Below are 22,154 nucleotides of genomic sequence, written 5' to 3' on the forward strand. Positions count from 1 at the left end.
TCAGCTGCTGCAGCAGCCCGCCCTCCCCAGTCAGCTGCAGGCCCTCCGACCTGGCCCGGTCCACCAACATCGAGATCAGCTGGTCATCCGGCACCCCTCCGGACACCGCCGGACCAGCGGCCTCGATTGACTTCAACTCCACACTCTGCACAGTCACTTGGCGTCTCTTCCTTGATCGGCAGATCCGCCGTTAGTTTTACACTCCCGCACCGGGGCGCAGCAGATCACGCGACAGCTCGCCGACGCCGTCGCCGCATGGGGACACAACGTCGCCAACGTGCGGTACTTCGAGGAGACCGCCGCCGACGCGAACGGCCGCCCGACGTGGCCGGCCTTCGCGCCATCCGCGCCGAGTCACCGCCGACGGCCACGCAGTGGCCATCCGCCACGACGCCCAGGCCAGTTGGAGCGACAGCCCCTGGACAGTCACCGTCGACAGCCAGCCCCAGGAGTACCCGTCCCTGTACCGGCTCACCTGGCCCGAACACGTCCAGATGCTCGCCCTGACCATCCACCGCACCCAGCACTGACCAGCCCCACCGAGGCCCGGACACCCGGACCCCGCGGCGGTGCAGCGGGCGCCGGCTCAGCCGTGCTGCTCCGCGTGGGCGCCCAGGCGCACCAGGAATCGGCGCCAGTCGACGTTGCACAGCTCGAAGCACTCCAAAGTGGGGACCAGGCCGTGGTGAGTGAAGTCCAGACGGCAGCCGCCGTCGGTGGTCGTCATCGTGAACGTCGGTCGGGTGCCCTCCCAGTCGGGGATCAACGGGCTGGACGTGACCTCCCAGACCACTACGTCGGGGCGGTGGGCGGCCAGCACCCGCATCACCGTCGGCTGCTCCTCGGTGCCGAAGGTGATCTGCAGTTCGCCCCCGGTCTCCCCAGAGCCGGTCGTTGACTTGGCGCTCCACCAGGCGGTGACCTGGTCCGGGTCGGTCAGCGCCGCGAAGACCTCCTCGCGGGTCGCGGCGAGGCTGAGGGTTTTGGTGTAGCTGTTGTCGCTGGTCATGGTCGGGCTCCTGTTCTGGCGGCCGGTCCTGCGGCCGGTTGTGTGCTCAGTCGTCTGATGGGTCGTCGGGGAGGATGCGGGGTAGCCCGAAGGGGCGCATCGTGCTGGTCTCGAAGCGGGTCAGGCCGGTGATCCGTTCACTGTTCAGGCTCAGGACGAGCAGCCCGCCCGCGCGCCACAGCCCGTCCGCGGCGTCGTGCATGTAGACGGCGAGGGCGGGCTGCCCATTGGCGCGGGTCTGGACGAAGCGGGCGCGTGGCACCAGCCGGAACGCCACCTCCGCCAGGAACGCCGCCGCCCGGTCGCGGCCCTGCCAGACGGCGGGCAGCGGCGGCATCGCGATCCGCACGTCCTCGGCGAGCAGGCGTACCACGGCGTCGACGTCGTGGGCGATCAGCGCCTGGGTGAGCAGCCGCACCAGCCGCGCCTCGCCGGCAGTGCCGGCAGTGCTGCCCGTGGTGGCGCGCGCCGGACCATGCTCGCGCAGCGCTGCGCGCGCCCGGCTCAGCGTCATCGCGACCGCCTGCGGCGTGGAGTCGAGGGTCTCGGCCACTTCGGCGGCGCTGAACCCCAGCACGTCGCGTAGTACGAGTACGGCCCGGGCGCGCGGCGACAGCAGTTGCAGCGCGGTGACGAACGCCAGCGACACCGCCTCCACCCGTTCGATTCGGGCTTGCGGGGCGGCCTCGGGGTCTGGCAGTTCATCCAACAGCAGGTCGGGATACGGCTGGAGCCAGGTGACCTCGGTCGATCCGGTCGGTGCCGGTGCCGAGGCGGGCAGTTGGTCGGCCATCTGTGGCCTCCGAGAGGCGCTTCGAATCAGGTTCAGGCAGGTGTTGGAGGCGACCTTGTACAGCCAGGTGCGCACCGAGGCGCGGCCCTGAAAGGAGGCCAGGCCGCGCCAGGCCGCCAGCAACGTCTCCTGCACCGCGTCCTCGGCGTCGTCGAACGAACCGAGCATCCGGTAGCAGTGCACGTGCAGCTCCCGCCGGTACGGGGCGACCAGGCCGGCGAAGGCCTCCTCATCACCGGAGCAGGCCGCCTGCAGCAGGTCGGTCTCGGCCATGACTTCTCATCTCCCTTCCTGGGCGGCGGCTCCGCCGCCCCAGCGGTCCCACGGTGTCAGGCGGCGGCGAAGTGCTCCGTCAGCGGGGTGAGGTAGAAGGTCGGCCAGTTCGCGGCGATGTGGTCGTGCCAGTCATCAGGCTCGCCGTGCTGGTCGATGGCCAGGAGGGTGCCGCCGTCCACGGCCGCGAGAGTGAAGGTAACCAGGGAGTACTGTCCCGGCTCCCAGCGAGGGAACCGCCATGCCTGCACGATCCGGGCGCCGGGAACCAGCTCGATCTGCCGCCCGGTCACGTTCCCGTCGAAGGCGGCGAACTCGTGCCCCGCAGTCCACGCCACCTTGCCGCCCATCCCCGACAGCGCCGACAGCGCCTCCGCGTCAGCGAGCACCTGGTAGACACGCCGCGGGTCGGCGGAAATGGTCGCCTGCTGGTGAATGCTCATCGATCCCTCCATGTTCGAGTCATCTCGGTTCCACCCATGCAGACACCGGCGGCACGCGGAACCTAACATCGCCCCGAAACTCTTCCGACAGCGGCCACGAGGCTTCACACGGCCACCGTCAGGGTTACCGAGCCTCATCGGCGACGACAGACCGCTCTGGCCCACGTGGCTGTCTCAAACAGCGGGCGCGCCAACGTGACACGGCTACACGACCACGACCCCACAAACCACCCGGCCAGCAGACACAACATCACAACATCCACTGCAACCCAAACGCCAACCCACTGAAGAAAAACCGCCGAACAACAGCCCGGACTCCGCCGCCCACTCCGTCCCATACGCCGCCGGGTGAGCAGGCACAACCCCCGAGGACGTCGCCGCCACCATCAAGGCCGCCGGAAACCGAGTCATGACCGCCGCAAAAACCACCCTTGCCGCCGTCACCCCGACCGACTGACGCCACGGACGACCAGCCCGAGCAGTGACCGCCCCGCCCAGGGGCCCCGTCACCCGGGCCCCCGGCCCCTCCCCGCCAAGGAGAGCCCCCATGGACATGGACGCCGAGATCACGTGGGCTGACCGCCAGTACCCCGTGCCCGCGACCCTCCCCGCCCCCCAGCTTCACCCGGGCACAGCAGGTCACACGGCAGCTTGCCGACCCCGTTGCCACATGGGGGCACGCCGTCTCTGATGTGGCGTACCTCGAGGAGGCCGCCGCCGTGAACGGTCGCCCCACGTGGCACACCGGCCCCCGCGCCATCCGCGCCGAGTTCACCGCCGACGGCCACGCAGTGGTCATCCGCCACGCCGCCCAGGCCAGTTGGAGCGACAGCCCCTGGACGGTCAGCGTCGACGGCCAGCCCCAGGAGTACCCGTCCCTGTACCGGCTCACCTGGCCCGAACGCGTCCGGATGCTGGCCCTGACCATCCGCCGCGCCGAATGCCGACCCCACCCCAGGGGGCCCGGCCCACCCGGCCCCTGCCCGCCCGAGGCGCCCTGTTCTGCGCGGCCCAGGAGGACGACACCGAGCCCCCAGGAGCCAAGCCGTCCGTCCCGCCCGCACACGAGCCCTTCCCAGCCCGGAAAGGCCGGCCAGGCACAGCAGCGCCCCGCCGGCCCGCCCAACCCACCACCAGGAGGAACCCCGCCATGCCCAACTTCACCGCGTTCACCGCCCGCGAGACCGTCACGTTCGCGCTGCTCAACCCCACGGCGGAGCGCGTCGGGGACGTGCGCCGACATCTGATCAGAGCACGGCTTCCCAGAGGAGTTCGAGGATGTGCCGGTAGTCGTGACCGGTGGCGCGGGTCATGCCGATCTCACAGGTGCGGTTGCACGACGCGTAGGCGGTGTAGGTGCGCCCCGCCAGTTCGGCGGACTCTGCCCTTGTCGCCGAGGCGGTGAGCTCGGGATGCAGCAGACCCCTGTCGCCGGCGAATGCGCAGCACCCCCAGGCCTGGGGCACGACGACCTCATCTGCCACCGCGCCGGCGAGGGACCGGAGCGCATCATCAAGACCGAGCCTGGTGGAGGAGCACGTGGGGTGCAGGGCGAGGGAGGGCAGCCGCCGTTTGACTTCGATTTCCGGAAGCACGTACTGCGATACGAATTCGACCGCGTCGACCACGCGCAGCCCTTCGTAGGGGCTGCCCTCCGCACGGGCTGCCGCGACGCTGGACCTGAGTCCCTCGGTGCATGACGAGGCGTCGCACACGACTGGAAGCTCGCCGTGTCGGCTTGCCTCCCACAGCGCGGGAAGTAGCCGCTGCCTCATCGTGTCGTAGCCTGAGCGAAGTCCCTTGGACTGCCAGGGCGTGCCGCAGCACAGGCTGTCCAGCTCGGGTGGCAGGGCGAGGCGCACACCGGCGAGCCGGCTGAGCTCCGCGAAGGCCCGGCCCGCGCCTGCCTCGCGTGTGGTTGTGCCGAACATGGAGCCGACGCAGGCGCTGAAGAAAACAGCGTCCGCCTCGCGGTGGCCGCTGCGTTCGCTCTCCTGGTCGATGAGGCGTCGACGGGCCTGGCCGCCGGGGGGCAGGTCGGCGGTCCACAGCGGGACCGCCTCCTCGCCGCCGACGCGCCGCGCGGCCTTCGTGGCGCCGGTGACCACAGGCGCAGGGAGCGAGGCGGCAATGTCCAACGCGAGCGCGGCGGCCCTGGTCGTGGCGCCCCAGTGTTTGGCTGCGGTCCGCCACCCGGCCTCGGACACCTTGCCGTGATCCTGGGCACGAAGCCGCTTGACGAGGTCACCGGTGTTGATCAGGACGGGGCACGCGGTTTGGCACATGCCGTCCACGGCGCAGGTCTGCACCGCGTCGTAGTCGTAATCCTCATCGAGTTCGCGCAACAGCTCGAGGTCACCTCGCGCCTCGGCTGCGACCATGGCCCTGCGCAGCACAATGCGTTGGCGCGGGGTGGTGGTGAGGTCGCGGCTGGGACAGACCGGCTCGCAGTACCCGCATTCGACGCAGCGGTCGACCTCGGGCTCCACTGTCGGGGTCGTTTTCAGGTGCTGAACGTGGGCGCCCGGGTCGTCGTTGATGATCACACCAGGGTTCAGGAAGCCGCCGGGGTCGCACAGGCGCTTGATGTCGCACATGACGTCGTAGAGCTCGTCGCCGTACTGCCGGCGTACGTAGGGCGCCATCATCCGGCCGGTACCGTGCTCGGCCTTCAACGAGCCGCCGTGGCCCAAAACGAGGTCCACTATGTCCTCGCTGAAGCGGTGGTAGCGCGTGAGGTTCTCCGGGTCCTCGAAGCGCTCGTTGAGCATGAAGTGGACGTTGCCGTCCTTGGCGTGGCCGAAAATGACGCTGTCGTGGTATCCGTGCCGGTCAAAAAGCCGGGTCAGTTCCTCGCAGGTCGCCAGCAGCGCCGGTACCGGGACCACGATGTCCTCGAGCAGTGCCGTCGTCCCGGAGGGGCGGGCGCCGGCGACGGCAGCGTAGAGCCCTTTGCGGACGTGCCAGAGGCGGTTACGTGATCGCGGGTCGCCGGTCAGGTGCGCCGGTGTTGACAGCGGCAGCTGTTGCAACACCCCCTTGTGGTCAGCTGTGTGAGCGGCGAGCGCGTCGGCGGATTGCTCCTGATACTCCACAAGCAGGGCCGCGTGGTTCGCAACGGCGATCTCCTGCAGGACGCGGTCAGCTTGCGGGTCGAGCTGCCCGACCCGTAGCGATGCCGCGTCGAGGAGCTCGATCGTTGCTGGGGCCGTCTCCACCAGGGCCGGCAGTGCCCCGGTCGCGGCGCTCAGCGTGTCGAAGACCAGCAGCCCGGTGACGGCGTGCGGCATGACCGGGACGGTTCGGAAGGTCGCCTCGGCGACGAACGCGAGCGTTCCCTCGCTGCCCACTACCAGGTGCGCGAGGACGTCGACCGGCCGGCTGTGGTCCAGGAACGAGTTCAGCCCGTAGCCCATGGTGTTCTTCATGGCGAACTGCCGGCGGATGGTGCGCACCGACTCGGGGTTCGCCAGGATCCGCTGGCGCAGCCGGTCGAGGCCCTCGTAAAGCGCCGGCTCCCGCGCCCGCAGACGTTCGTCGGCGTCGGGTTCGCCGGTGTCGATCACGGTGCCGCTGGGCAGCACCAGCGTGAGCGAGTCCAGGGTCGAGTACGTGTTGTGGCGGGTGCCGCATGCCATACCGCTGGAGTTGTTGGCGATGACGCCGCCGACGGTGCAGGCGCTCTCGCTGGCGGGGTCCGGTCCCAGCTTGCGGCCGAACGGTGCGAGTCGGGCGTTGACCTGCCGCACCACGGCGCCGGGCTGGACGCGGACCATGGCCCCGCCGTCGAGCACCTCGATGTCGCGGAAGTGGCGGCGCGTGTCCACCAGCACTCCGTCGGTGACGCCCTGCCCGCTCAGGCTCGTGCCGCCGGAACGGAAGGTCAGTGGAACGCCGAGGGCCGCGGTGGCGCGCAGGAGCCGGCCGACTTCCTCGGCGCTGTCTGGCGCGACCACCGCTTGTGGCGTCAGCATGTAGTGGGAGGCGTCGTTCGCCCGGGCCAGGCGGTCCGAGGCGCGGTGCAGCACGCGGTCGGCTCCGGACAGCGCTGCGCGCAGGTCGGTCAGCAGGCCCTCCGCGGGGGCCGGCAGCCCGCCGTGTCGGGCGCGATCTTCGTCGGCGTTCGTCCGGTGCCAACTGCGCGGCATCGACGGTCCTTTCAGGTTGTTCGAGCGTTGCTCCAGCTCATCAGCCGGTCGGGGCGTCGCACGACTGCGTGCAGTCGCGGCGATCGATCGTTGGGCCGTTCAGGGCGCTGTGGCCACGACCTGCCGCTGTGTGCCGAGGTTGTCGATGCCCAGCTCCATGACGTCGCCGGGCTGCAACCAGATCGGCGGGGTGAAGCCCATCCCCACGCCAGGAGGGGTTCCGGTGTTGATGAGGTCGCCGGGCTCCAGGACCATGAACTGGCTGAGGTAGTGCACCAGGTGGGTTACTCCGAACAGCATCGTGGCAGTGGAGCCGGTCTGTCGGCGGACGCCGTTGACGTCCAGCCACATGTCCAGGTTGTTGACGTCCCCGACCTCGTCTGGGGTGACGAGGTATGGCCCACACGGGTTGAAGGTTTCCGCCGACTTGCCCTTCACCCACTGACCGCCGCGTTCGAGTTGAAACTCTCGTTCGCTGACGTCGTTGACGAGCACGTAGCCGGCGATGGCGTCGGCAGCCTCATGCTCGTCGGCGAGATACCGGCACCGCTTGCCGATGACGACGCCGAGCTCGACTTCCCAGTCCGGCTTGGTCGAGCCGCGTGGGATGTACACCGTGTCGTTCGGGCCGACGAGCGTGTTCGGTGCCTTGTTGAACACGATGGGTTCGTCCGGGATGGCCTGACCGGTCTCGGCGGCATGGTCGCTGTAGTTCAGGCCGATGCAGACGATCTGGTGCGGCCTGGCGATCGGCGCCCCGACTCGCTGCCCCTTCAAGGTGGCCGCCCCGCCCGAGGCCACGCGATCGGCCACCGCGTCGGCGAGCAGCGACGGCCCGCCGCGGGCGAAGAAGCGCTCGTCGAAGTCATCGACGAGGTCGGAGACGTCTACGTAGGTGGTCGCGTCGATGCGTACTGCTGGTTTCTCCTGGCCGACGGGACCGAGGCGGATGAGTTGCATGAGTCCTCCAAGACTCGCGGGGGCGTAAAAGGGGGGAGCTGACCATGGTCAGAACCGTGCCGTGAGGCCTCCGTCGACCGTGAGTACTTGGCCAGTGACGTAGGAGTTGGCTTCGCTGGCGAGCCACGCGACGGCCTCGGCGATCTCGTCGGGCCGGGCCGCGCGGCGCATCGGCAGCCGGTCGTTGTCGACGTAGACCGTTTGGAACGAGTCGCTGTCGAGCTCGTCCACGCCGTCCACGACCGACATGCGCGTGGCGACGAATCCGGGCGCGACTACGTTGACCAGCACGCCGGTCATAGCCAGCTCGATCGCCGCAGTCCGGGAAGCTGCCTCCAACCCGGCCTTTGACACGTCGTAGGCCAGCGAGCCCGGCTCGGTGAAGCGCGCGTGGATGCTGCCGACATTGACCACCCGGCCGTAGCCGGCCCTGCTCATCGGGCCGCACAACTGGCGCATGAGCAGGACCGGAGCATGCAGGTTCACCGCGAGGGTGCGCTGATAGGCGTCGAAGTCCAGCTCAGTCGCGCGGCTGGGCAGTGAGACACCAGCGCAGTTGACGAGGATGTCCACTCCCCCGAGCCGCTCGGTCGCCTGATCAGCGGCCCGCAGCACCGCATCGGCGTCCGAGAGGTCCACAATGACCGTGTCCGCCGGGCGGCCCCCGGTCTCGATGTCGAGGACGACGACACTCGCGCCGTCCCGCTGCAGCCGTGCCACCGTTGCCGCACCGATGCCGTTGGCTCCGCCGGTCACGACGGCACGGCGTCCGATGAAATCCACGATGATCTCCCTATGTGTCCTATGGGATGGTTCACTCGCCCTTGACAGCGCCGGCGGTCAGGCCCTGGATGAAATAGCGCTGCCCGAACAGGTAGGCGAGGACGAGGGGCAGGACGGCGAGCGACATGCCCGCCATCACGGTGGGGATGTCGAGGCTGTACCGGCCCTGGAACCCGGTGAGACCGACCATGAGCGTCTTTTTCGAGTCGCTCTGGAGGAAGACCAGCGCCAAAAGCAGCTCGTTCCACACCCACAGGAGGTTGACGACGACCAGCGTGGCGACGGGCGGCCCGGACAGCGGAAGCACGATGCGCCAGAAGGTGCGCCACGCCGAGGCGCCGTCGATCGCGGCGGCTTCGAAGATGCTCGCTGGGATCGCCCGGAAGAAGTTGGCCAACAGGTAGATGGAGAACGGCAGCATCAGGCCGACGTAGATGATGATCACGATTCGGTAGGTCGAGATCCATCCGAGCTTGGCACCGAGCTGGAACAGCGGGAGCAGCAGCACGACTGGAGGGACGACCATGAGGGACACGGTGAGCGCCAGGACCGTGTCCCTGCCGCGGAACGGCCAGTGCACCAGCCCCCACGCGGCCATGGCAGCGATCGTCACCGTGATGAGCACGGCAGCGACGGTGAGCACGACCGAGTTCAGGAACCACTGCGCGAGCTGGTCGCCCAGGGCCGCACGGAAGGCCCCCAGGCGCGGGGACGTAGGCAGCGACCACGGGCTCTGCAGAAATTCGTCTTGAGACTTCAGCGCTCCGGTGACCATCAGGTACGCGGGCGCAAGCGCGGCCACGCTGAGGATGAGAAGGATGAGGTGCCTGAGAGGGGCGCCGAGACGGGTGGTGGACATGATGTTTCCCCTTCAGTCGCCGAACGCGCCTTCGCCCGAGCGCTGCAGGCGGAAGAAGCTGACGATGAGCCCGAGCGTCGCGATGAAGAGCAGCACTGCTGCCGCTGCGGCGAGTTCCGGGGTCTGGTCCGCGAAGGCGGCGCGGTAGATGTAAAGCTCGGATACGACGGTGGAGCTTCCCGGGCCGCCCTGGCCGTTCGTCATGACATAGACGTAGTTGAAGACCCACGACACCATGACGATCGCCTCGTTGACGATGTAGAAGAGAACGATGCCGCGCAGTTGCGGGATCGTCACGTTCCAGTGCATCCGGAAGAAGCCGGCGCCGTCGAGCCGCGCGGCCTCGAACACATCGGCCGGCAGGGACAGCATGCGGGCGAGGAAGAGGATGATGCCGAAGCCGACTTCCTTCCAGACGATGATGGCCGCCATGGTCCACAGCGCACGGGACGGATCGCCCAGCCAGTCGCTGGCCAGTCCTGCCAGGCCGACGCTGCGGAGCGCTTCGTTGAGCCCGCCGTTGAGTTGGAGCAGCTGGCCGAACACCACTCCGACCACGGGGATGGGAAGGATGTACGGGAAGAACAAGGCGGCGCGGTAACCGCGCAGCCCTCGCTTGGTCTCCAGGAGCAGAATTGCGACGCCCAGCGACAGGGCCAGCAGCACTGGAACAACGAGCAGCAGGAGGGCGTTGTGCCAGATCGCCGTAAGGAACAGCGGATCGGTCAGCACAAGTTTGAAGTTCTCGATCCCGGCCCATGTGCCCTGGTACTGCAGGGACTGGGAGAACAGCTCGAACAGCGAGTATCCGAAGACGGCGAGGATGATCAGCGCCGCGGGTGCTACCCACGGCACGATGGCCAAGTTGGGGCCGCGGCGGCGCTGCGGCTGTGGTGCGGCCACCGCGGCGGGGGCGGCTTGAGTAGTGGCTACGGGCATTGATCGGTCACCGCTTCCATGCCTTGAAGTCGTTCACCAGGGATCTGTCGGTCAGGCGGAGCCGCTCAACCTGGCTCTGCATGTCCGCCGCGGCCTGGTCCGCGGTCCGCTTGCCTTGCAGGACAAGTTGCACGTTGGTGAAGACGGCGTTGGAGTCCAGTGCGGCGGGGATGTAGTTCTCCAGGTACGGAGCCCCGTTCAGGGCCATTTGGAAGAGCTGGCGCTTGACGGGGTCGGTCACCTTCGACATGTCGAAGCGGTCGTCCGCCGGCATGGAGCCGGTTTTGTCGTACCAGGCCTGCAGCCGCTGCGGCGAATGCATGAACTCGATGAAGTCGGCGTCGACCTTTGGGTACTTGGTCCAGGGGGTGATGCCGACGGTCTGCGAGGTCGTACCCATCTTCCCCGCGTAGGGGCCATTGCCGATCTTCGGCATGGTCGTGATCTGGACCTTGTCGGCTCCGACCTTCTTCACGAAGTTCGGTGCGTCCGTTCCGGCCGTGATGGTCATTGCCGCTTTACCGGACACCCACTGCTGCTGCGCCTGGTAGAGCTGCTGGGAGTTGATGTCGGCGTTCCAGCAGTGGTGGTCGACGGTCTCCTGCAGCCGCTGCCACCAGTCCGCGTGCATGGGGTCGGTGAACTTCTGCTGGCCGGTGACGGCTGCCGTCACATCGGACGAGGACGACACCAACTGGCCGTCGATCATGGAGTACAGCCAGCCTCCGAACCAACCGTCCTTGACGCCGCCGGCGAGCGTCGTGATACCGGCCGCGTTGAGCTTGTCGCAGGTGGAGAGGAGGTCGGACCAGGTCGTCGGGGTCTTCAGCCCGTGTGCCGCCAGAACGTCCTTTCGGACCAGCACCGGGAACTGCGGGTTGACATACCAGGGCGCCGTAAGGATCTTTCCCTTGTAGGAGTCCTCGGTCGCCGCGTTCAGGTAGTGCTTGAGCTCGCTGGCGGGTATGTAGTCCGAAATCGGAAGGACGTGCCCCGCCCACGCGGGCTCCTGAGAGTTGATGCCGCCCCAGAAGTATTGGATGTCCGGGCCCTGGTTGGCCGCCGCGGCTGCCTGGAACGCCGGGATGAGACTGTCGGTTGTCTGCAGTACCGTTTCGATCTTGACGTTGGGATGCAGCTTCTCGTATGCAGCGACCGTGTCGGCGAGCCAGCCCTTGGCACCCGCGACTTCCTGCTCGCCCCACCACCAGATCACTAGCTTCACGGGGCCGGTCGGGTAGGTGCCTGCGGGCTTGCTGGCCAGCGTGCCACCGGAGGTGCGCGCCCGGTACGCCGCCGAACTGCATCCGGAGAGGGCGAGTAGGGCGGCACAGGTGACGGCGATGATGCCTTTGATTCGTTTCATCCGCGTACTCCGGTGGTCGGCCCGGCGCTGCCGCCGGGACGTAGAGCCAAGTTCAGGTGGTCAGGTCGGGCGTGCTGTAGAGGGTCTTGCCGCCCACGGTGATGTCGACGTCGAGCAGGTAGGGCCGCACGGCGTCGAGGTCGAGGGTCATGCCCAGCCCGGGCGCTTCCGGAGCCGCCACGCACCCGGACTCGTCGAGCGTGAGGTGGTTACGGGTCAGGTCCTGGGCGAGCGGCTTGGCCTCCACCGGGTACTCGCAGATCCAGTCGTCTCCACTGCCCGCGAAGGGCTGCAGTGAGGCACTGAGTGCCAGGTGTGAGGTGAAGGTGTGGTTGACGAACTGCACCTCGCGGGCCTGGGCGTACTTGGCGACGCGGGTGGCGTCACCGATTCCGCCGATGCGCCCGGTGTCGATTTGGGCGAAGCCGATACCGCCGAAGTCGATGAGGTGCTCGGCGAGCAGCGGGTTGTGAGCGCCCTCGCCGCCGGCAAGCCGCAGCCGGTCGCAGCGGTCCGCGAGAGCGCGGTAGGCGCCGAGCGCACCGGAGTTGAACGGCTCCTCCAGCCAGAGGACACCTGCATCCTCCAGCGCCGGCAGGCGCAGCGCGGCCGCCTCAACGTCCTCACCCCACACGGTGCCGGCGTCGACCAGGAGCACCCCCTCGGGTCCGAGTCCCTCGCGCGCTGCCTGGACCTGGTCGGCGTCGGCGGCCACGGTCGTGCGGCCGAACGGGCCCCAGCCGAACTTCGCTGCGCGGTAGCCCATCGATCGGACCGCGCGCGCCTTGTGCAGCGTCTCCTCGGGCGTGTCGCCGAACAAGGATGACGCGTAGGGCGTCTTGGGGTGGGAGCGTTCGTAGCCGAGCAGCTCGTAGACGGGCTGCTCGAGAGCCTTGCCCATCAGGTCCCACAGCGCGATCTCGATGCCGGAGATGGTGTGCTCAGCCTGCAACAGGTCGAGGCTGTTCGCACGCACCGCACGCACGATCCGGCCGATGTCCCCGGGGCCGTCGAGCCGCGCTCCCAGCACCGAGTCGAGCACCGGGTGGCAGGCGCTGTGCGACATCGGGCATACCAGGCTGGCGATCGAGGGCAGCGGCGAGGCTTCGCATTCCCCCCATCCGGTGTGGTCGCCGGCTCGCACCCGGACCAGGAGCATGTCCTGGCTGCCGTCGCCGATATCGTAGACGTCGGGCATCGCCAGGTAGAACATGTCGACGGATTCGACCTTCACAGGGACTGTCCTTCCACGCCGCCGTCGGGTGAGATGCCCGAGACGCTGGCGATCTGGTCGTAGACAACTACGGTGAGGGCCGTCTCCACGGTCCCCCCGGCTGGGAGCACCTGGTGCGTACCGGCTTCGAGGCCCTCAGTGACGGACACGGGATAGCCGGTGCAGGGCTCGAGAATGAGGACCTCGTGGCCACGCCACCCCCCGTAGGACGCGAACAGCCAGCAGGATCGGAACACCCCGGGGTCGAACGACAGCCCGATGCCGGTGCCGTCCTCGTAGGTCACCGAGCACCAGCCGCCGTCGAGTTCGGTTGCGTACTGGAACTCGCTCACGTGTGAGTCGGGTGGGAGCGTTTTGCTCATGTCGGTCGAGCTGCCATCGGAGCCGACCAGGTGCGGCCATGGGTAGGTCTCGCCCGGGCTGCCGGCGCGTGGGGCTCCGAAGTCCTCGACGTACATCGTCCGGGCGCCAAGCCCGATGCTCGCCCGCTCACTCACGGGGACCGCAACGTGCTGCTTCCACAGGAAGGGCAGTGCCGTGTGGCCCTCGTTCGTGATCCGGGAGCGTACGCGCAGGTGTGACTCGCCCGAGCGCAGCGTCAGCGTCTTTTCGATGCTGCAGCCGGAGATCGGCGCCCGGAGGGTGAGGATGAGGCGCACCTCCTCGGGACTTCGCTCGACGGTCCAGTCCCAGGTGGAGGCCCACAGCTCGCCGTGATCGGGGTATGGCTCGCCGGCGAGTTCCTCTGGCACGTCGTTGGGGAACAGTTCGTCCCATCCGCCGAGGAAGACGTCGTCGTAGGTCGTGCCGAAGGGGACCACCTGCGCCTTGAGGCGCGGGTTGTGCCAAAGGAAGTCCCGACCGCTGCGTACGGCGGTGAGCTGCCATATCTTGCCGCCGAGTTCGGGCAGTACGACGACGCGGAGGAACTCGTTGTCCATCACGAGCGCCTGCAGCCCCCGGTAGCTCCACTCACTGCTCACACGAGCGCTCACGGACGTATTCCTTCCTTGTCGGAGTCGGCGTCCTCGCTGTCGTGTCCGGGCTGCAACAGCACCTTGGCTGCGCCGTCCCCGCCGACCAGCCGCGCGTACCACTGCGGTCCGTCCGACAGCGGCGCCACGACGACGCCCTCCCGCAGGCCGATCCGACCGGCCTCGAGCCACTGCAGTGCGGTGCGGAAGTTGGCCGTGGAGTACGCGAAGACCCCGCTGAGCGTGACCTGGGACCGGATGATCGAGTTGACCGGGAAGGACGTCTCGTCGTTGTGCAGCCCGACGAGGACAAGGTCGCCGCCGGGCACCGTGCTCGACAGGCAGTCCCTGCGGGTCTGCGGTGAGCCGACCGCGTCGAAGGAGACGTCGACTCCGCGGCCTCCCGTGGCCTCGAGGACGGCGGCGGTCACGCCGTCCGGCCCGGGCTGGACCGCAGTGGCACCCAGAGCAGTGGCCATCGCCAGCCGGGCTGGGTTGAGGTCGGCGACGAAGCGCTCGACCACGCCGTACTGCTTAAGGATCTGCAGGATGAAAAGCCCGATCGGTCCGGCGCCTATCACGAGCGCGCTGGAGGCGGGACCGACGCCGCTGGTCTCAACGGCCCGCAGGGCGCAGGCGGCGGGCTCGGCCATCGCGGCGTCGCGCAGGCTCATGCCGTCCGGCAGGGCGAGGACTGACGCGGCCGGTACGGCGACGAGGTCGGCGTTGCAGCCGGGAAGGTGCGCGCCGAGCAGCTGCCGCTGTGGGCACAACTGCTGGCGCCCTGTCACGCAGTACTCGCATTGCCCGCAGGTGAGGAGCGGGTTGACCGTCACCGGTGTACCGGTGGCCAGCCCAGCAGCGGCCGGCACGTCCTTACCGACCGACTCGATCCAACCGGAGAGCTCGTGTCCGAAGACCAGCGGCGGCTTGCGGAGGCTGTTCTGGCCGAGGAAGCCGCTGAGCTCGGAGCCGCAGATGCCGGAATAGGCCACCCGGATGACCACCTCGTCGGGGCGCGGGGCAGGCGCCTCCACCTCCCGAAGGATCATGGTCTCCGGGGCCTCGTATACCAGGGCTTTCATTCAGCGGTCCTTTGGGGCTTGGCTGGTCGGGGATGGTCCGCGCCGTCACAGACACCGCGTGGTACCCGGGCTGATCTGGCTGGGGTAGGACGACGCGCCGAGGCGCATGGATAGCTCTCGTGCACCGGCCAGCAGCTGGTGAAGCAGTTCGTTGCGTCGCTCGTCGGGAAAGCGAGCAGTCGGCACGGACATGCTCATGGCCGCCACCAGGGCACTGGAGTCGTAGACGGGCGCGGCGATGCAGGCCAGCCCCACGCTCGACTCCTCGGTCTCGACGGCGTAGCCCCGCCGTCGCGTTTCCGCTAATCCCGCAAGCAGTCGAGCTGGGTCCTCGATGGTGTTCGGTGTCAGGCTGGGCATCTGCTCCGCAGTGGGATAGAGCTCCCGGACGGCCGAGTCGTCGAGCCCGGCGAGCAGGACCTTGCCGACGCCGGTGCCGTAGGCGGGGAAGCGCTGGCCGACGGCCGACACCATCCGCATGGACTGGCGGCCTTCCTCCTTGGCCAGGTAGACGACTTGCCCGCCGTCCAGAGCGGCGACGTGCATCGTCTCCAGGCAGGTGTCGACCAGTCGCCGGACGATGTCACGACTATCACGGATAAGGTCGGCATTGCGGGCATATGCCTGGCCAATTTCAAAGATGCGGTGCCCGAGCTTGAAAACGGACCCGCGGGCCGTAGAGCTCGCCGTGATGACGTGCTTGCGGGCGAGGGTCGCGAGCAGGACGTGCGCGCTGCTCTTCGGGCAGTCGAGGGCGGCCGCGATCTCCAACAGCGTCAGCCCGTCCGCGTGCGAGGCCAGCAGGTCAAGGACCTCAATCGTCCGCGACGCCGACTTGACGTCCCTATCCATGTATGTGGACTCCTGCTCAGAAATGTGGACTGGGTTGAGGAATAGTGCGCCTCTGCGGCTGGTCACGTCAAGGCTTGGCCGCCTCCGTTGCGTTGAGCGTTGGCAAGATCGCGGCAGACTTGAGCAGAAGGGCGTCGCCCAGTCCTGGCCCATGCCTGCCTCCGAAGGCGGTGGACGGCGACTTCTACGACGTCATCCCTCTGGGTGGTGACCGCTGGCGTACTTCCTCGGTGACGTGTGCGGTAAGGGGGCCGAGACCACAGCCGGCACCTCCCTGATCCGCTGCACTGTGCGCGTGGCGGCTCAGTACCACAGCAACCCCGTCGACGTCCTGGCCGCCCTCAACAGCGCACTGCTGCTGGACTCCTCCATAGGCAGCCGCTACTGTCCGATCTCCGTAGGTGCCGATCTTGCGGACTCCCGGCTTGTCGAACTTCTTGCCCCAGACCTGGATGACCCTCTGTTGGCCGGGTGATTGGGCTAGCAGTGGGCGGCCGTGACCCATTTAGGGGCCGATCTGGGTGCTGTGCGACGGTGGCAGGGCGCTCTGGTGTGTCTCGAACGGCCAGGGGCGCCCCCAGGGGGGTTATCCGGCGGCGACCGCCCAGTTTCCACTGGCCGGGTGGCTCGGTAGTCGGCCTGCCATGCGGGGTCGGCGCTGTTGGCGCAGGCGCGGGCGGTTGTCGGCGCCTGCATCATTGCGGGTTGATCTACTCCAGGATGTCTCCCCCATCGGCCGACGCGAGGTCATCACGCGGCAATGATCATCGCCTTCGTGTTACTTGATCATGTGGAAATTGGGGTGGTCCAGTCGGCGCCTGCCGATCGGCAAGGGCACCGCGGCTGTCATCACCGAACAGCAGAATCTGTGGGGGCGGTTTCGCCCGTCGGCCTTGAGGTCAGTCGGCTGGGCCGGTGCCGGTGGCGGCGTTCAGGGCGACCTTGCTGTCGTAGCTGCCGATGTAGACGGTGCCGCCAACCACCGCGGGCGACGAGCCGACCACGTCGCCGGTGGTGTAGGTCCACTTCTGGGTGCCGGTGGTGGCATCCAGGGCGTACACCGTGCCGTCGAAGCTGCCGATGTAGACGGTGCCGCCGACCACATCGGGCGAGGAGCCAACCGGGCCGCCGGTGGTGAAGGTCCACTTCTGTTTGCCGGTGGCGGCTTTCAGGGCGTAGACCTTGCTGTCGTAGCTGCCGATGTAGACGGTGCCGCTGGCGATCGTGGGTGAGGAGTAGACATAGCTGCCGGTGGTGTAGGTCCACTTCCCTGGACTGTCCCTTGACAACCGTGAGGGCCGGAAAGTGGCAAGAGCGTGGCCGATGTGGTGGGGGCTTGATCACCCATTTGGCGCACAGATCATGCTCATCATCGTGCGGCGGGAGAGGCTGACAGAGGAGGAACGGACGTAGAGGAGAAGAAACCATGGCGAAGCAGCTATCCACCACGCGCGCCCGAGTCACTGCAAGCGACATGGGGTTGGGCGTGGTGCGACCATGCGGTCGCTACGTCGTCCCTCTCTGACAGTCTCGGCTGACGCCCGGATTATCGGGTTAGCCTATGTGGGCGAGATAGGAGAACCGCCGAGTATGGCCAGCACTGCCACCCCCGGCCTTGCCGGGCAGCCCGACCCGGCACCGAGACCCAAACGTCCCGCGTCCTTGAACACCTCCTCGAACAACTGCGGGAACTTCCCGTCCCGGTCCCTGATCAAATATCGTGCCTGGTGCTCACCGCCCCGCCGAGCGACGATGCGCCGAAACTGCCTCCCGGCCCCCTCAACCGCCCCGGCCGCCGTCGACGTCACCGAGTCGGCCACCGGGCCCGAAGACGTCGTCGGGCTTCGCCAGGCGCAGCAGCACCTGCCCGGCAACACCACCAGCGCCACCGCCCTCAACCTCATCCGAGTCATCGCCCGGTGGAACGGCCACCCTCGACAGAGGCAGCCACAGCCACCTTGCCAGACGCCAACTCACCCTTCACTGCATAGAAGTTGGAATTAGCCACCGAGACCGCGCAGCGCTACGACGCACGGAAGCCAGGCTCGGAGGAACTGTGGGAGATGCCGCGGTGGTCAGCGTGGTGCATGCCATTGAAGTACGTGTGGCATGCATGTTTGCCATTCCGTAAGCAGGCGGATGCCAGACCAGTCCACCTTCTTCATCAACGCCCCCTTCGGTAGACCGCGTGGTTGTAACGCACGAATCGAGAAAGGGCGTTGAGACGCATGGAGACCACTAGGCGCCGGTTCCTAGGAGCGGCCGCGGCCACGCTGGGCGCGACCGTCGGCTTCGACCTGCTGCCTTCGTCGATGCAGAAGGCGGTCGCTGCCAGTCCGGCGAGAGACCTGGCTCATCTTCGGGAGATCGAGCACGTCATCATCCTGACCCAGGAGAACCGTTCGTTCGACCACTACTTCGGGACGCTGTCCGGGGTTCGGGGATTCGACGATCCGAACCCCCAGACGCTGCCCGCCGGACGTTCCGTCTTCTATCAGCCGGACCCGCAAAACCCGGACGAGTACGTGCTGCCATTCCACCTGGACACGACGAAGACCAACGCCGCCGCCATCCACGACCCTGGCCACGGGTGGCCCACGCAGCACCAGGCGTGGAACGGCGGCAAGATGGACAACTGGGTTCCCGCACAAAGGGCAGCGGTCGGCACGTATGGCCCGCTGTCCATGGGCTACTACACCCGCAACGACATACCGTTCCACTATGCGCTGGCCGACGCATTCACCATCTGCGACGCCTACCACTGCTCGGTGATGGGCCCGACGTGGCCCAACCGGCTGCACGCTATGACGGGCACCCTCGACCCGACCGGGGCGAACGGCGGCCCGAACGTCGCGACGAATGTGCTTCCCCCCAGCGGCGGCTTCACGTGGACGACCTACGCCGAGCGGCTCCAGGCTGCGGGGATCAGCTGGCGCAGCTACCAATCGCGCGTCTTCGGGGACGGCCCGGAGCTGGGGTGGTTCAGGCAGTTCCAGACCGCGCCCGTGGGCTCCCCGCTCTACGAGAACGGCATGAAGCTGCGGTCGAAGACCGCGGTCATGGACGACATCCGCAGCGGCAACCTGCCCCAGGTCTCGTGGGTCCAATCAGAGGCCGACGAGCACCCGAGCGGCCTGCCCGCGGCGGGCGCCGAATACATGTACAACATCCTTGACGCGCTCGCTTCCACGCCGGATGTCTGGAACAAGACCGTCCTGTTCATCACCTACGACGAGAACGGCGGCTTCTTCGACCACGTCACCCCGCCGACGCCCCCGCCGGGCACTCCCGGGGAATACCTGACCGCAACGCTGCCCTCGCAGGCGGGCGGCATCGCCGGCCCGATCGGCCTGGGCTTCCGCGTCCCCACGTTCGTCATCTCCCCGTGGAGTCAGGGCGGCTGGGTCGCCAGCGAGACGTTCGACCACACCTCAATCCTGCGCTTCCTCGAGGCCCGGTTCGGCGTGCACGAGTCGAACATCAGCGCCTGGCGGCGGCGGACGGTCGGTGACCTCACCTCGACGCTGCGCTTCCCGCGCCGCGATGTACCGTTCCCCAAGCTCCCCGACCCCGCGCCCCTGGTGGCGAAGCAGCAGCAGGAAGCCGCCACCTTGCCAGCCCCCACCGTACCCAGCACCCAGACGGTGCCCCACCAGGAGCCCGGCTCCCGCCCCCGCCTCTAGGTCCTGTCTGGAGTCCGGATCACGAGTTCGGTAGATCGCCTGCGCGCGGCGGCTCGGGTTTGATTGGCCGTCAGCTATGGCGCGAGGCGATCTCACCGACGAGCAGTGGGCCCCTGGTCGAGCCCCATCTTCCGATCGCCGCGGTCGGGCCCATCCCCGACCTGCGGAAACACTTCAATGCGGTGATGTGGCGCTTCCGCGTCGGCAGCCCCTGGCGCGAGGAGCAGTCCGAGGAGCCTCAGGAAGATCAGGTAAAGCATGCGCAACGCCATGCAATCCGAGACTGCCATGATCGTCCGGAACTGCAAAGTGCCTGATCAGAGGCTACGCGCGAGTTCTGGCACCCTACAGGGCTGCGGGCCCCTGTTCCGCCAGACAGTGCCCCGGCGCGCCGCCCCCGCTCTGAGCGTCGCCGACGCCCGGACGTCAGCAACTCGGGTTGCCTCTCACGAAACCAGCCGATCCCGTCGAGGCCGTGCTCACCCCTGCCACCTCATCGATTGGTGTGTCACGGTGACCGTATTATTGGCATTCTTGGTAAAGCGGACGATCAGGACGTGCTTGCGATCGGTCGGCGCGGTCACCGGGACCGGCTGCCCGTCGTTCAGGCCGGGTGCCTTGAAGTACACCCGGGACCCGAACACCCCGCCTATGATCGGGCAGCGCTGCCCCTCTTTGGGGAACGGGTTCGTGCTGTGACTGGTGGCCGGTATCGATTCTTCGCGTTTCCGCTTGTCCGGCTGGGCCTTGGAGCCGAGGTCCTCCGTGTACCCCGCATGGACCGGCACATCCGAGCAGATGGCAATATCACTGTCTTGAGGATCCGGATCGCCATTGTGGGGTGCCATGGCCACCAGGGCCGCGCAGCCCAACACGCCGATCCCGACCCCGACCCCGACGACGGTGGCAACGACGCGTGCGGACCGGCGCCTGCGAACAAATCGGAACAATGAACTCTCCTTATGCGTGGCTGTCGGTGGGGAGCCAGTAACTACGCCCACCGAGCGTCTATCCGTGTCAGACCCTGCCGTGAGCGACGACCGCGATCGCAACGGCCAGAAAGCCCAGGGTGCCCACGAACCCGACGACGATGCGCAGCCTTCGGTCCGAGGGCAGGTCGACACGGGCGGTAGTGGAGGGCGAATCGGGCAGGTGAACCACCGGGACAGCGAGACCCATCGGCCGGCGCCAGACGCCGAGTCGAACTTGCACCCGTGCACATTGCCGTTGGCGTCGGCGAAGCTCACCACCGCGTGTACGGCGTGGCCGCCTCCTTCGCCTCCGACCCAAGTCCTCTGGTGGCGGCTCACGGTTCCCTGGACCCGTATGCCCTCGTAGTCCATCAAGCACCCTTGCATCCCGCCTGTCAGCGAGGACACACGAGTGGCCAACGTAGTTGGCGACGCGAGCAGCCCACGAGGGGGGGCGATGTTCGGCGAGGTTCCTCTCCCGCGCCCGCCTGCCCCTCGGTCGGACCGATGACCCGGCGCGACCGGCGTCGCGCCCTGCGGTTAGGGCGGGCCTCGGGCGGCGCGCCATAGCCGCCTCGCGCTCGTGGGAGCACTCGCGGCGCGCCGCCCAGGCGGTCACTTGGCGGCGCCCACCGGGTCCACCGTGATGGCGGGGGACGAGTTGCTGTCAGCGGGGACGTTGATGTTGACGAGCATCCCGTGCGAGCGGGTGTTGTTCGGCGGGGTGACCCACGCAGTGGTCAAGTTCGCTCCGGAGCCACCGGTGTTGTTCGGCGGGTAGTGCAGGACGAAGTTGGTCGTCTGCCCAGGCGACAGCTTGCCCCTGGGCGCCTTCATCGAGCTGTGCTTGCTCTGAACCAGAACGCCCTCCGAGCCCTTGAGGAGCACGATGGGGAAGCCGTGCATCGTGCAGGCCGCGTGCCCGACGTTCTTCATGTTGAACAGCATCTCACCCTGCGCCATGCCTGCGGAGCTGCTGAAAGACAGATTGGTGCTCTGGCAGGGCGCTCCCGCCGCGGAGCCGCCACCCGCACTGGCACCGCCATTCACCCCGGCGCCGCCACCCGCGCCGGCGCCGGGGTGGCCTGCCGAGCCGCGGTGGCCTGCAGCGGAACCCTTGGCGCCCCCCGCCCCGGTGCCGGGCTGCTTGGCACCAGACGCGATGGAGGAGGGAGAGGAGGAGACCGAAACGTTGGGGTGGCACGCGGTCAGTGCCAGCCCCGCGGCAAGGAGGACGGCAACCAACGACTCTGCCGTCCACGACCACCCAGGTCAAAGCCTATTACAGGCCCGTGACGAAACGTCATAGACCCGACGACATTCGGTGCCGGCGCATTGCGCGCGCTTGCGGCGCGCCTTCGGAGACCTGTCGCAGACCGGTACGCGACGAGCACTTCTGAGTAGGGTCAGGGGCTGGAAACGGAGCGGAACCCACCGCACCAGTCCCCGACCCTACTAGTGTCCTGCGTTGTAAATAGCGAGTCTAAGTATGTAGACTGTTTTTATGTCGCAACGAGGTCCTCGTGCTGTCGTGGTCGTCCTCTCCGATGATGAGTGCGCCGAGTTGTCGCGCTGGGCGGGTGGGGTGGCGTCTCCCAGGTTGGCGGAGCGGGCGCGGATCGTCCTGGCCTGTGCCGGCGGTGCGTCAAATGCGTGGGTGGCGGCGGAGTGTGGGGTGTCTTCGGCGACGGTGGGCAAGTGGCGCTCCCGGTTCGCGGTCCGGGGATTGGCAGGCTTGAAGGATGAGCCGCGTCCGGGCAGGCGCAAATCGGAGTTGGTGCT

21 protein-coding genes and 1 pseudogene are annotated in these 22,154 nt (G+C 68.0%); 4 read left to right on the plus strand and 18 right to left on the minus strand.

All coding sequences use genetic code 11. The features are described from left to right. Window positions 1-142: pseudogene (locus tag FCI23_RS64335) on the minus strand (IS256 family transposase); the annotation flags it as partial. 232 nt (window positions 143-374) lie between these two features. Between FCI23_RS64335 and FCI23_RS57495 the strand changes: the two are divergent. Continuing rightward, window positions 375-530 carry a hypothetical protein gene (locus FCI23_RS57495; RefSeq protein WP_169317297.1) on the plus strand — a complete coding sequence of 52 codons (156 nt, stop codon included), beginning with the start codon at window positions 375-377 and terminating at the stop codon, window positions 528-530. 56 nt (window positions 531-586) lie between these two features. Here the strand turns inward: FCI23_RS57495 and FCI23_RS47045 are convergent, their stop codons facing one another. From FCI23_RS47045 to FCI23_RS47105, 13 genes are all read right to left on the minus strand, one after another. Continuing rightward, window positions 587-1,009, minus strand: a complete 423-nt coding sequence (locus FCI23_RS47045; protein ID WP_136730157.1) for an SRPBCC family protein — start codon at window positions 1,007-1,009, stop codon at window positions 587-589. 46 nt (window positions 1,010-1,055) lie between these two features. Further along, a complete protein-coding gene (locus tag FCI23_RS47050) occupies window positions 1,056-2,075 on the minus strand; it encodes an RNA polymerase subunit sigma-70 (protein ID WP_136730158.1) in 1,020 nt (339 codons plus the stop codon). Window positions 2,076-2,131: 56 nt separating this feature from the next. Continuing rightward, window positions 2,132-2,518, minus strand: a complete 387-nt coding sequence (locus tag FCI23_RS47055) for an SRPBCC domain-containing protein (protein WP_169317298.1) — start codon at window positions 2,516-2,518, stop codon at window positions 2,132-2,134. Between the two features lie 1,247 nt (window positions 2,519-3,765). After that, entirely contained in the window at window positions 3,766-6,666 is a 2,901-nt protein-coding gene (locus FCI23_RS47060) for an FAD-binding and (Fe-S)-binding domain-containing protein (protein ID WP_136730160.1), read from the minus strand. Between the two features lie 99 nt (window positions 6,667-6,765). Next, window positions 6,766-7,626 (minus strand): fumarylacetoacetate hydrolase family protein, encoded by an 861-nt coding sequence (locus FCI23_RS47065; RefSeq protein ID WP_136730161.1) that lies wholly within the window; start codon window positions 7,624-7,626, stop codon window positions 6,766-6,768. Between the two features lie 48 nt (window positions 7,627-7,674). Beyond that, window positions 7,675-8,409, minus strand: coding sequence for an SDR family NAD(P)-dependent oxidoreductase (locus FCI23_RS47070; RefSeq protein WP_169317299.1), 735 nt, complete (start codon window positions 8,407-8,409; stop codon window positions 7,675-7,677). Between the two features lie 31 nt (window positions 8,410-8,440). After that, a complete protein-coding gene (locus FCI23_RS47075; RefSeq protein ID WP_136730163.1) occupies window positions 8,441-9,268 on the minus strand; it encodes a carbohydrate ABC transporter permease in 828 nt (275 codons plus the stop codon). 12 nt (window positions 9,269-9,280) lie between these two features. Beyond that, complete coding sequence (locus FCI23_RS47080; protein WP_136730164.1) at window positions 9,281-10,207, minus strand: carbohydrate ABC transporter permease; 927 nt, start codon at window positions 10,205-10,207, stop codon at window positions 9,281-9,283. A gap of 7 nt (window positions 10,208-10,214) precedes the next feature. Next, window positions 10,215-11,573, minus strand: coding sequence for an ABC transporter substrate-binding protein (locus FCI23_RS47085; RefSeq protein ID WP_136730165.1), 1,359 nt, complete (start codon window positions 11,571-11,573; stop codon window positions 10,215-10,217). Between the two features lie 52 nt (window positions 11,574-11,625). Then, on the minus strand, window positions 11,626-12,807 hold the full coding sequence (locus FCI23_RS47090) for a mandelate racemase/muconate lactonizing enzyme family protein (RefSeq protein WP_136730166.1): 1,182 nt from the start codon (window positions 12,805-12,807) through the stop codon (window positions 11,626-11,628). Next, a complete protein-coding gene (locus FCI23_RS47095; protein WP_136730167.1) occupies window positions 12,804-13,802 on the minus strand; it encodes a DUF5107 domain-containing protein in 999 nt (332 codons plus the stop codon). The genes FCI23_RS47090 and FCI23_RS47095 overlap by 4 nt, the downstream gene beginning before the upstream one ends. Continuing rightward, on the minus strand, window positions 13,799-14,866 hold the full coding sequence (locus tag FCI23_RS47100) for a zinc-dependent alcohol dehydrogenase (protein WP_136730168.1): 1,068 nt from the start codon (window positions 14,864-14,866) through the stop codon (window positions 13,799-13,801). Before FCI23_RS47100 ends, FCI23_RS47095 begins: the two co-directional genes overlap by 4 nt. A 45-nt stretch (window positions 14,867-14,911) precedes the next feature. Then, the gene (locus tag FCI23_RS47105; protein ID WP_169317300.1) at window positions 14,912-15,718 is read right to left on the minus strand and encodes an IclR family transcriptional regulator; all 807 of its coding nucleotides are present in this window, start codon (window positions 15,716-15,718) and stop codon (window positions 14,912-14,914) included. A gap of 214 nt (window positions 15,719-15,932) precedes the next feature. On the opposite strand from FCI23_RS47105, the gene FCI23_RS47110 reads away from it, so the two are divergent. Then, window positions 15,933-16,193, plus strand: coding sequence for a SpoIIE family protein phosphatase (locus tag FCI23_RS47110; RefSeq protein WP_136730170.1), 261 nt, complete (start codon window positions 15,933-15,935; stop codon window positions 16,191-16,193). A gap of 424 nt (window positions 16,194-16,617) precedes the next feature. Here FCI23_RS47110 and FCI23_RS47115 read toward each other — a convergent pair whose 3' ends face one another. Next, window positions 16,618-17,007: an outer membrane protein assembly factor BamB family protein gene (locus FCI23_RS47115; RefSeq protein ID WP_246144726.1), complete on the minus strand. Its 390-nt coding sequence runs from the start codon at window positions 17,005-17,007 to the stop codon at window positions 16,618-16,620. A 939-nt stretch (window positions 17,008-17,946) separates the two neighbouring features. On the opposite strand from FCI23_RS47115, the gene FCI23_RS47120 reads away from it, so the two are divergent. Next, window positions 17,947-19,401, plus strand: a complete 1,455-nt coding sequence (locus FCI23_RS47120) for an alkaline phosphatase family protein (protein WP_136730172.1) — start codon at window positions 17,947-17,949, stop codon at window positions 19,399-19,401. Between the two features lie 479 nt (window positions 19,402-19,880). Here FCI23_RS47120 and FCI23_RS47130 read toward each other — a convergent pair whose 3' ends face one another. From FCI23_RS47130 to FCI23_RS47140, 3 genes are all read right to left on the minus strand, one after another. Further along, window positions 19,881-20,351 (minus strand): hypothetical protein, encoded by a 471-nt coding sequence (locus tag FCI23_RS47130; protein WP_136730174.1) that lies wholly within the window; start codon window positions 20,349-20,351, stop codon window positions 19,881-19,883. A gap of 67 nt (window positions 20,352-20,418) precedes the next feature. After that, on the minus strand, window positions 20,419-20,613 hold the full coding sequence (locus tag FCI23_RS47135) for a hypothetical protein (protein WP_136730175.1): 195 nt from the start codon (window positions 20,611-20,613) through the stop codon (window positions 20,419-20,421). A 374-nt stretch (window positions 20,614-20,987) separates the two neighbouring features. Continuing rightward, entirely contained in the window at window positions 20,988-21,617 is a 630-nt protein-coding gene (locus tag FCI23_RS47140; protein WP_136730176.1) for a DUF4232 domain-containing protein, read from the minus strand. A gap of 259 nt (window positions 21,618-21,876) precedes the next feature. Between FCI23_RS47140 and FCI23_RS61405 the strand changes: the two genes are divergently transcribed. Further along, a partial coding sequence (locus tag FCI23_RS61405; RefSeq protein WP_136730177.1) for a helix-turn-helix domain-containing protein occupies window positions 21,877-22,154 on the plus strand: 278 nt, incomplete at its 3' end.

Source organism: Actinacidiphila oryziradicis (genome assembly GCF_005047355.1).
In the GTDB taxonomy this organism is placed as follows: Bacteria; Actinomycetota; Actinomycetes; order Streptomycetales; family Streptomycetaceae; genus Actinacidiphila; species Actinacidiphila oryziradicis.

Excerpts from the sequence above, each read along its gene's own strand:
- FCI23_RS47075 (WP_136730163.1), bottom strand. The coding sequence starts at position 9,268 with ATGTCCACCACCCGTCTCGGCGCCCCTCTCAGGCACCTCATCCTTCTC.
- FCI23_RS47060 (WP_136730160.1), bottom strand. The coding sequence starts at position 6,666 with ATGCCGCGCAGTTGGCACCGGACGAACGCCGACGAAGATCGCGCCCGA.
- FCI23_RS47085 (WP_136730165.1), bottom strand. The coding sequence starts at position 11,573 with ATGAAACGAATCAAAGGCATCATCGCCGTCACCTGTGCCGCCCTACTC.
- FCI23_RS47105 (WP_169317300.1), bottom strand. The coding sequence starts at position 15,718 with ATGGATAGGGACGTCAAGTCGGCGTCGCGGACGATTGAGGTCCTTGAC.
- FCI23_RS47120 (WP_136730172.1), top strand. The coding sequence starts at position 17,947 with ATGGAGACCACTAGGCGCCGGTTCCTAGGAGCGGCCGCGGCCACGCTG.
- FCI23_RS47065 (WP_136730161.1), bottom strand. The coding sequence starts at position 7,626 with ATGCAACTCATCCGCCTCGGTCCCGTCGGCCAGGAGAAACCAGCAGTA.
- FCI23_RS47045 (WP_136730157.1), bottom strand. The coding sequence starts at position 1,009 with ATGACCAGCGACAACAGCTACACCAAAACCCTCAGCCTCGCCGCGACC.
- FCI23_RS47080 (WP_136730164.1), bottom strand. The coding sequence starts at position 10,207 with ATGCCCGTAGCCACTACTCAAGCCGCCCCCGCCGCGGTGGCCGCACCA.
- FCI23_RS47050 (WP_136730158.1), bottom strand. The coding sequence starts at position 2,075 with ATGGCCGAGACCGACCTGCTGCAGGCGGCCTGCTCCGGTGATGAGGAG.
- FCI23_RS47100 (WP_136730168.1), bottom strand. The coding sequence starts at position 14,866 with ATGAAAGCCCTGGTATACGAGGCCCCGGAGACCATGATCCTTCGGGAG.
- FCI23_RS47055 (WP_169317298.1), bottom strand. The coding sequence starts at position 2,518 with ATGAGCATTCACCAGCAGGCGACCATTTCCGCCGACCCGCGGCGTGTC.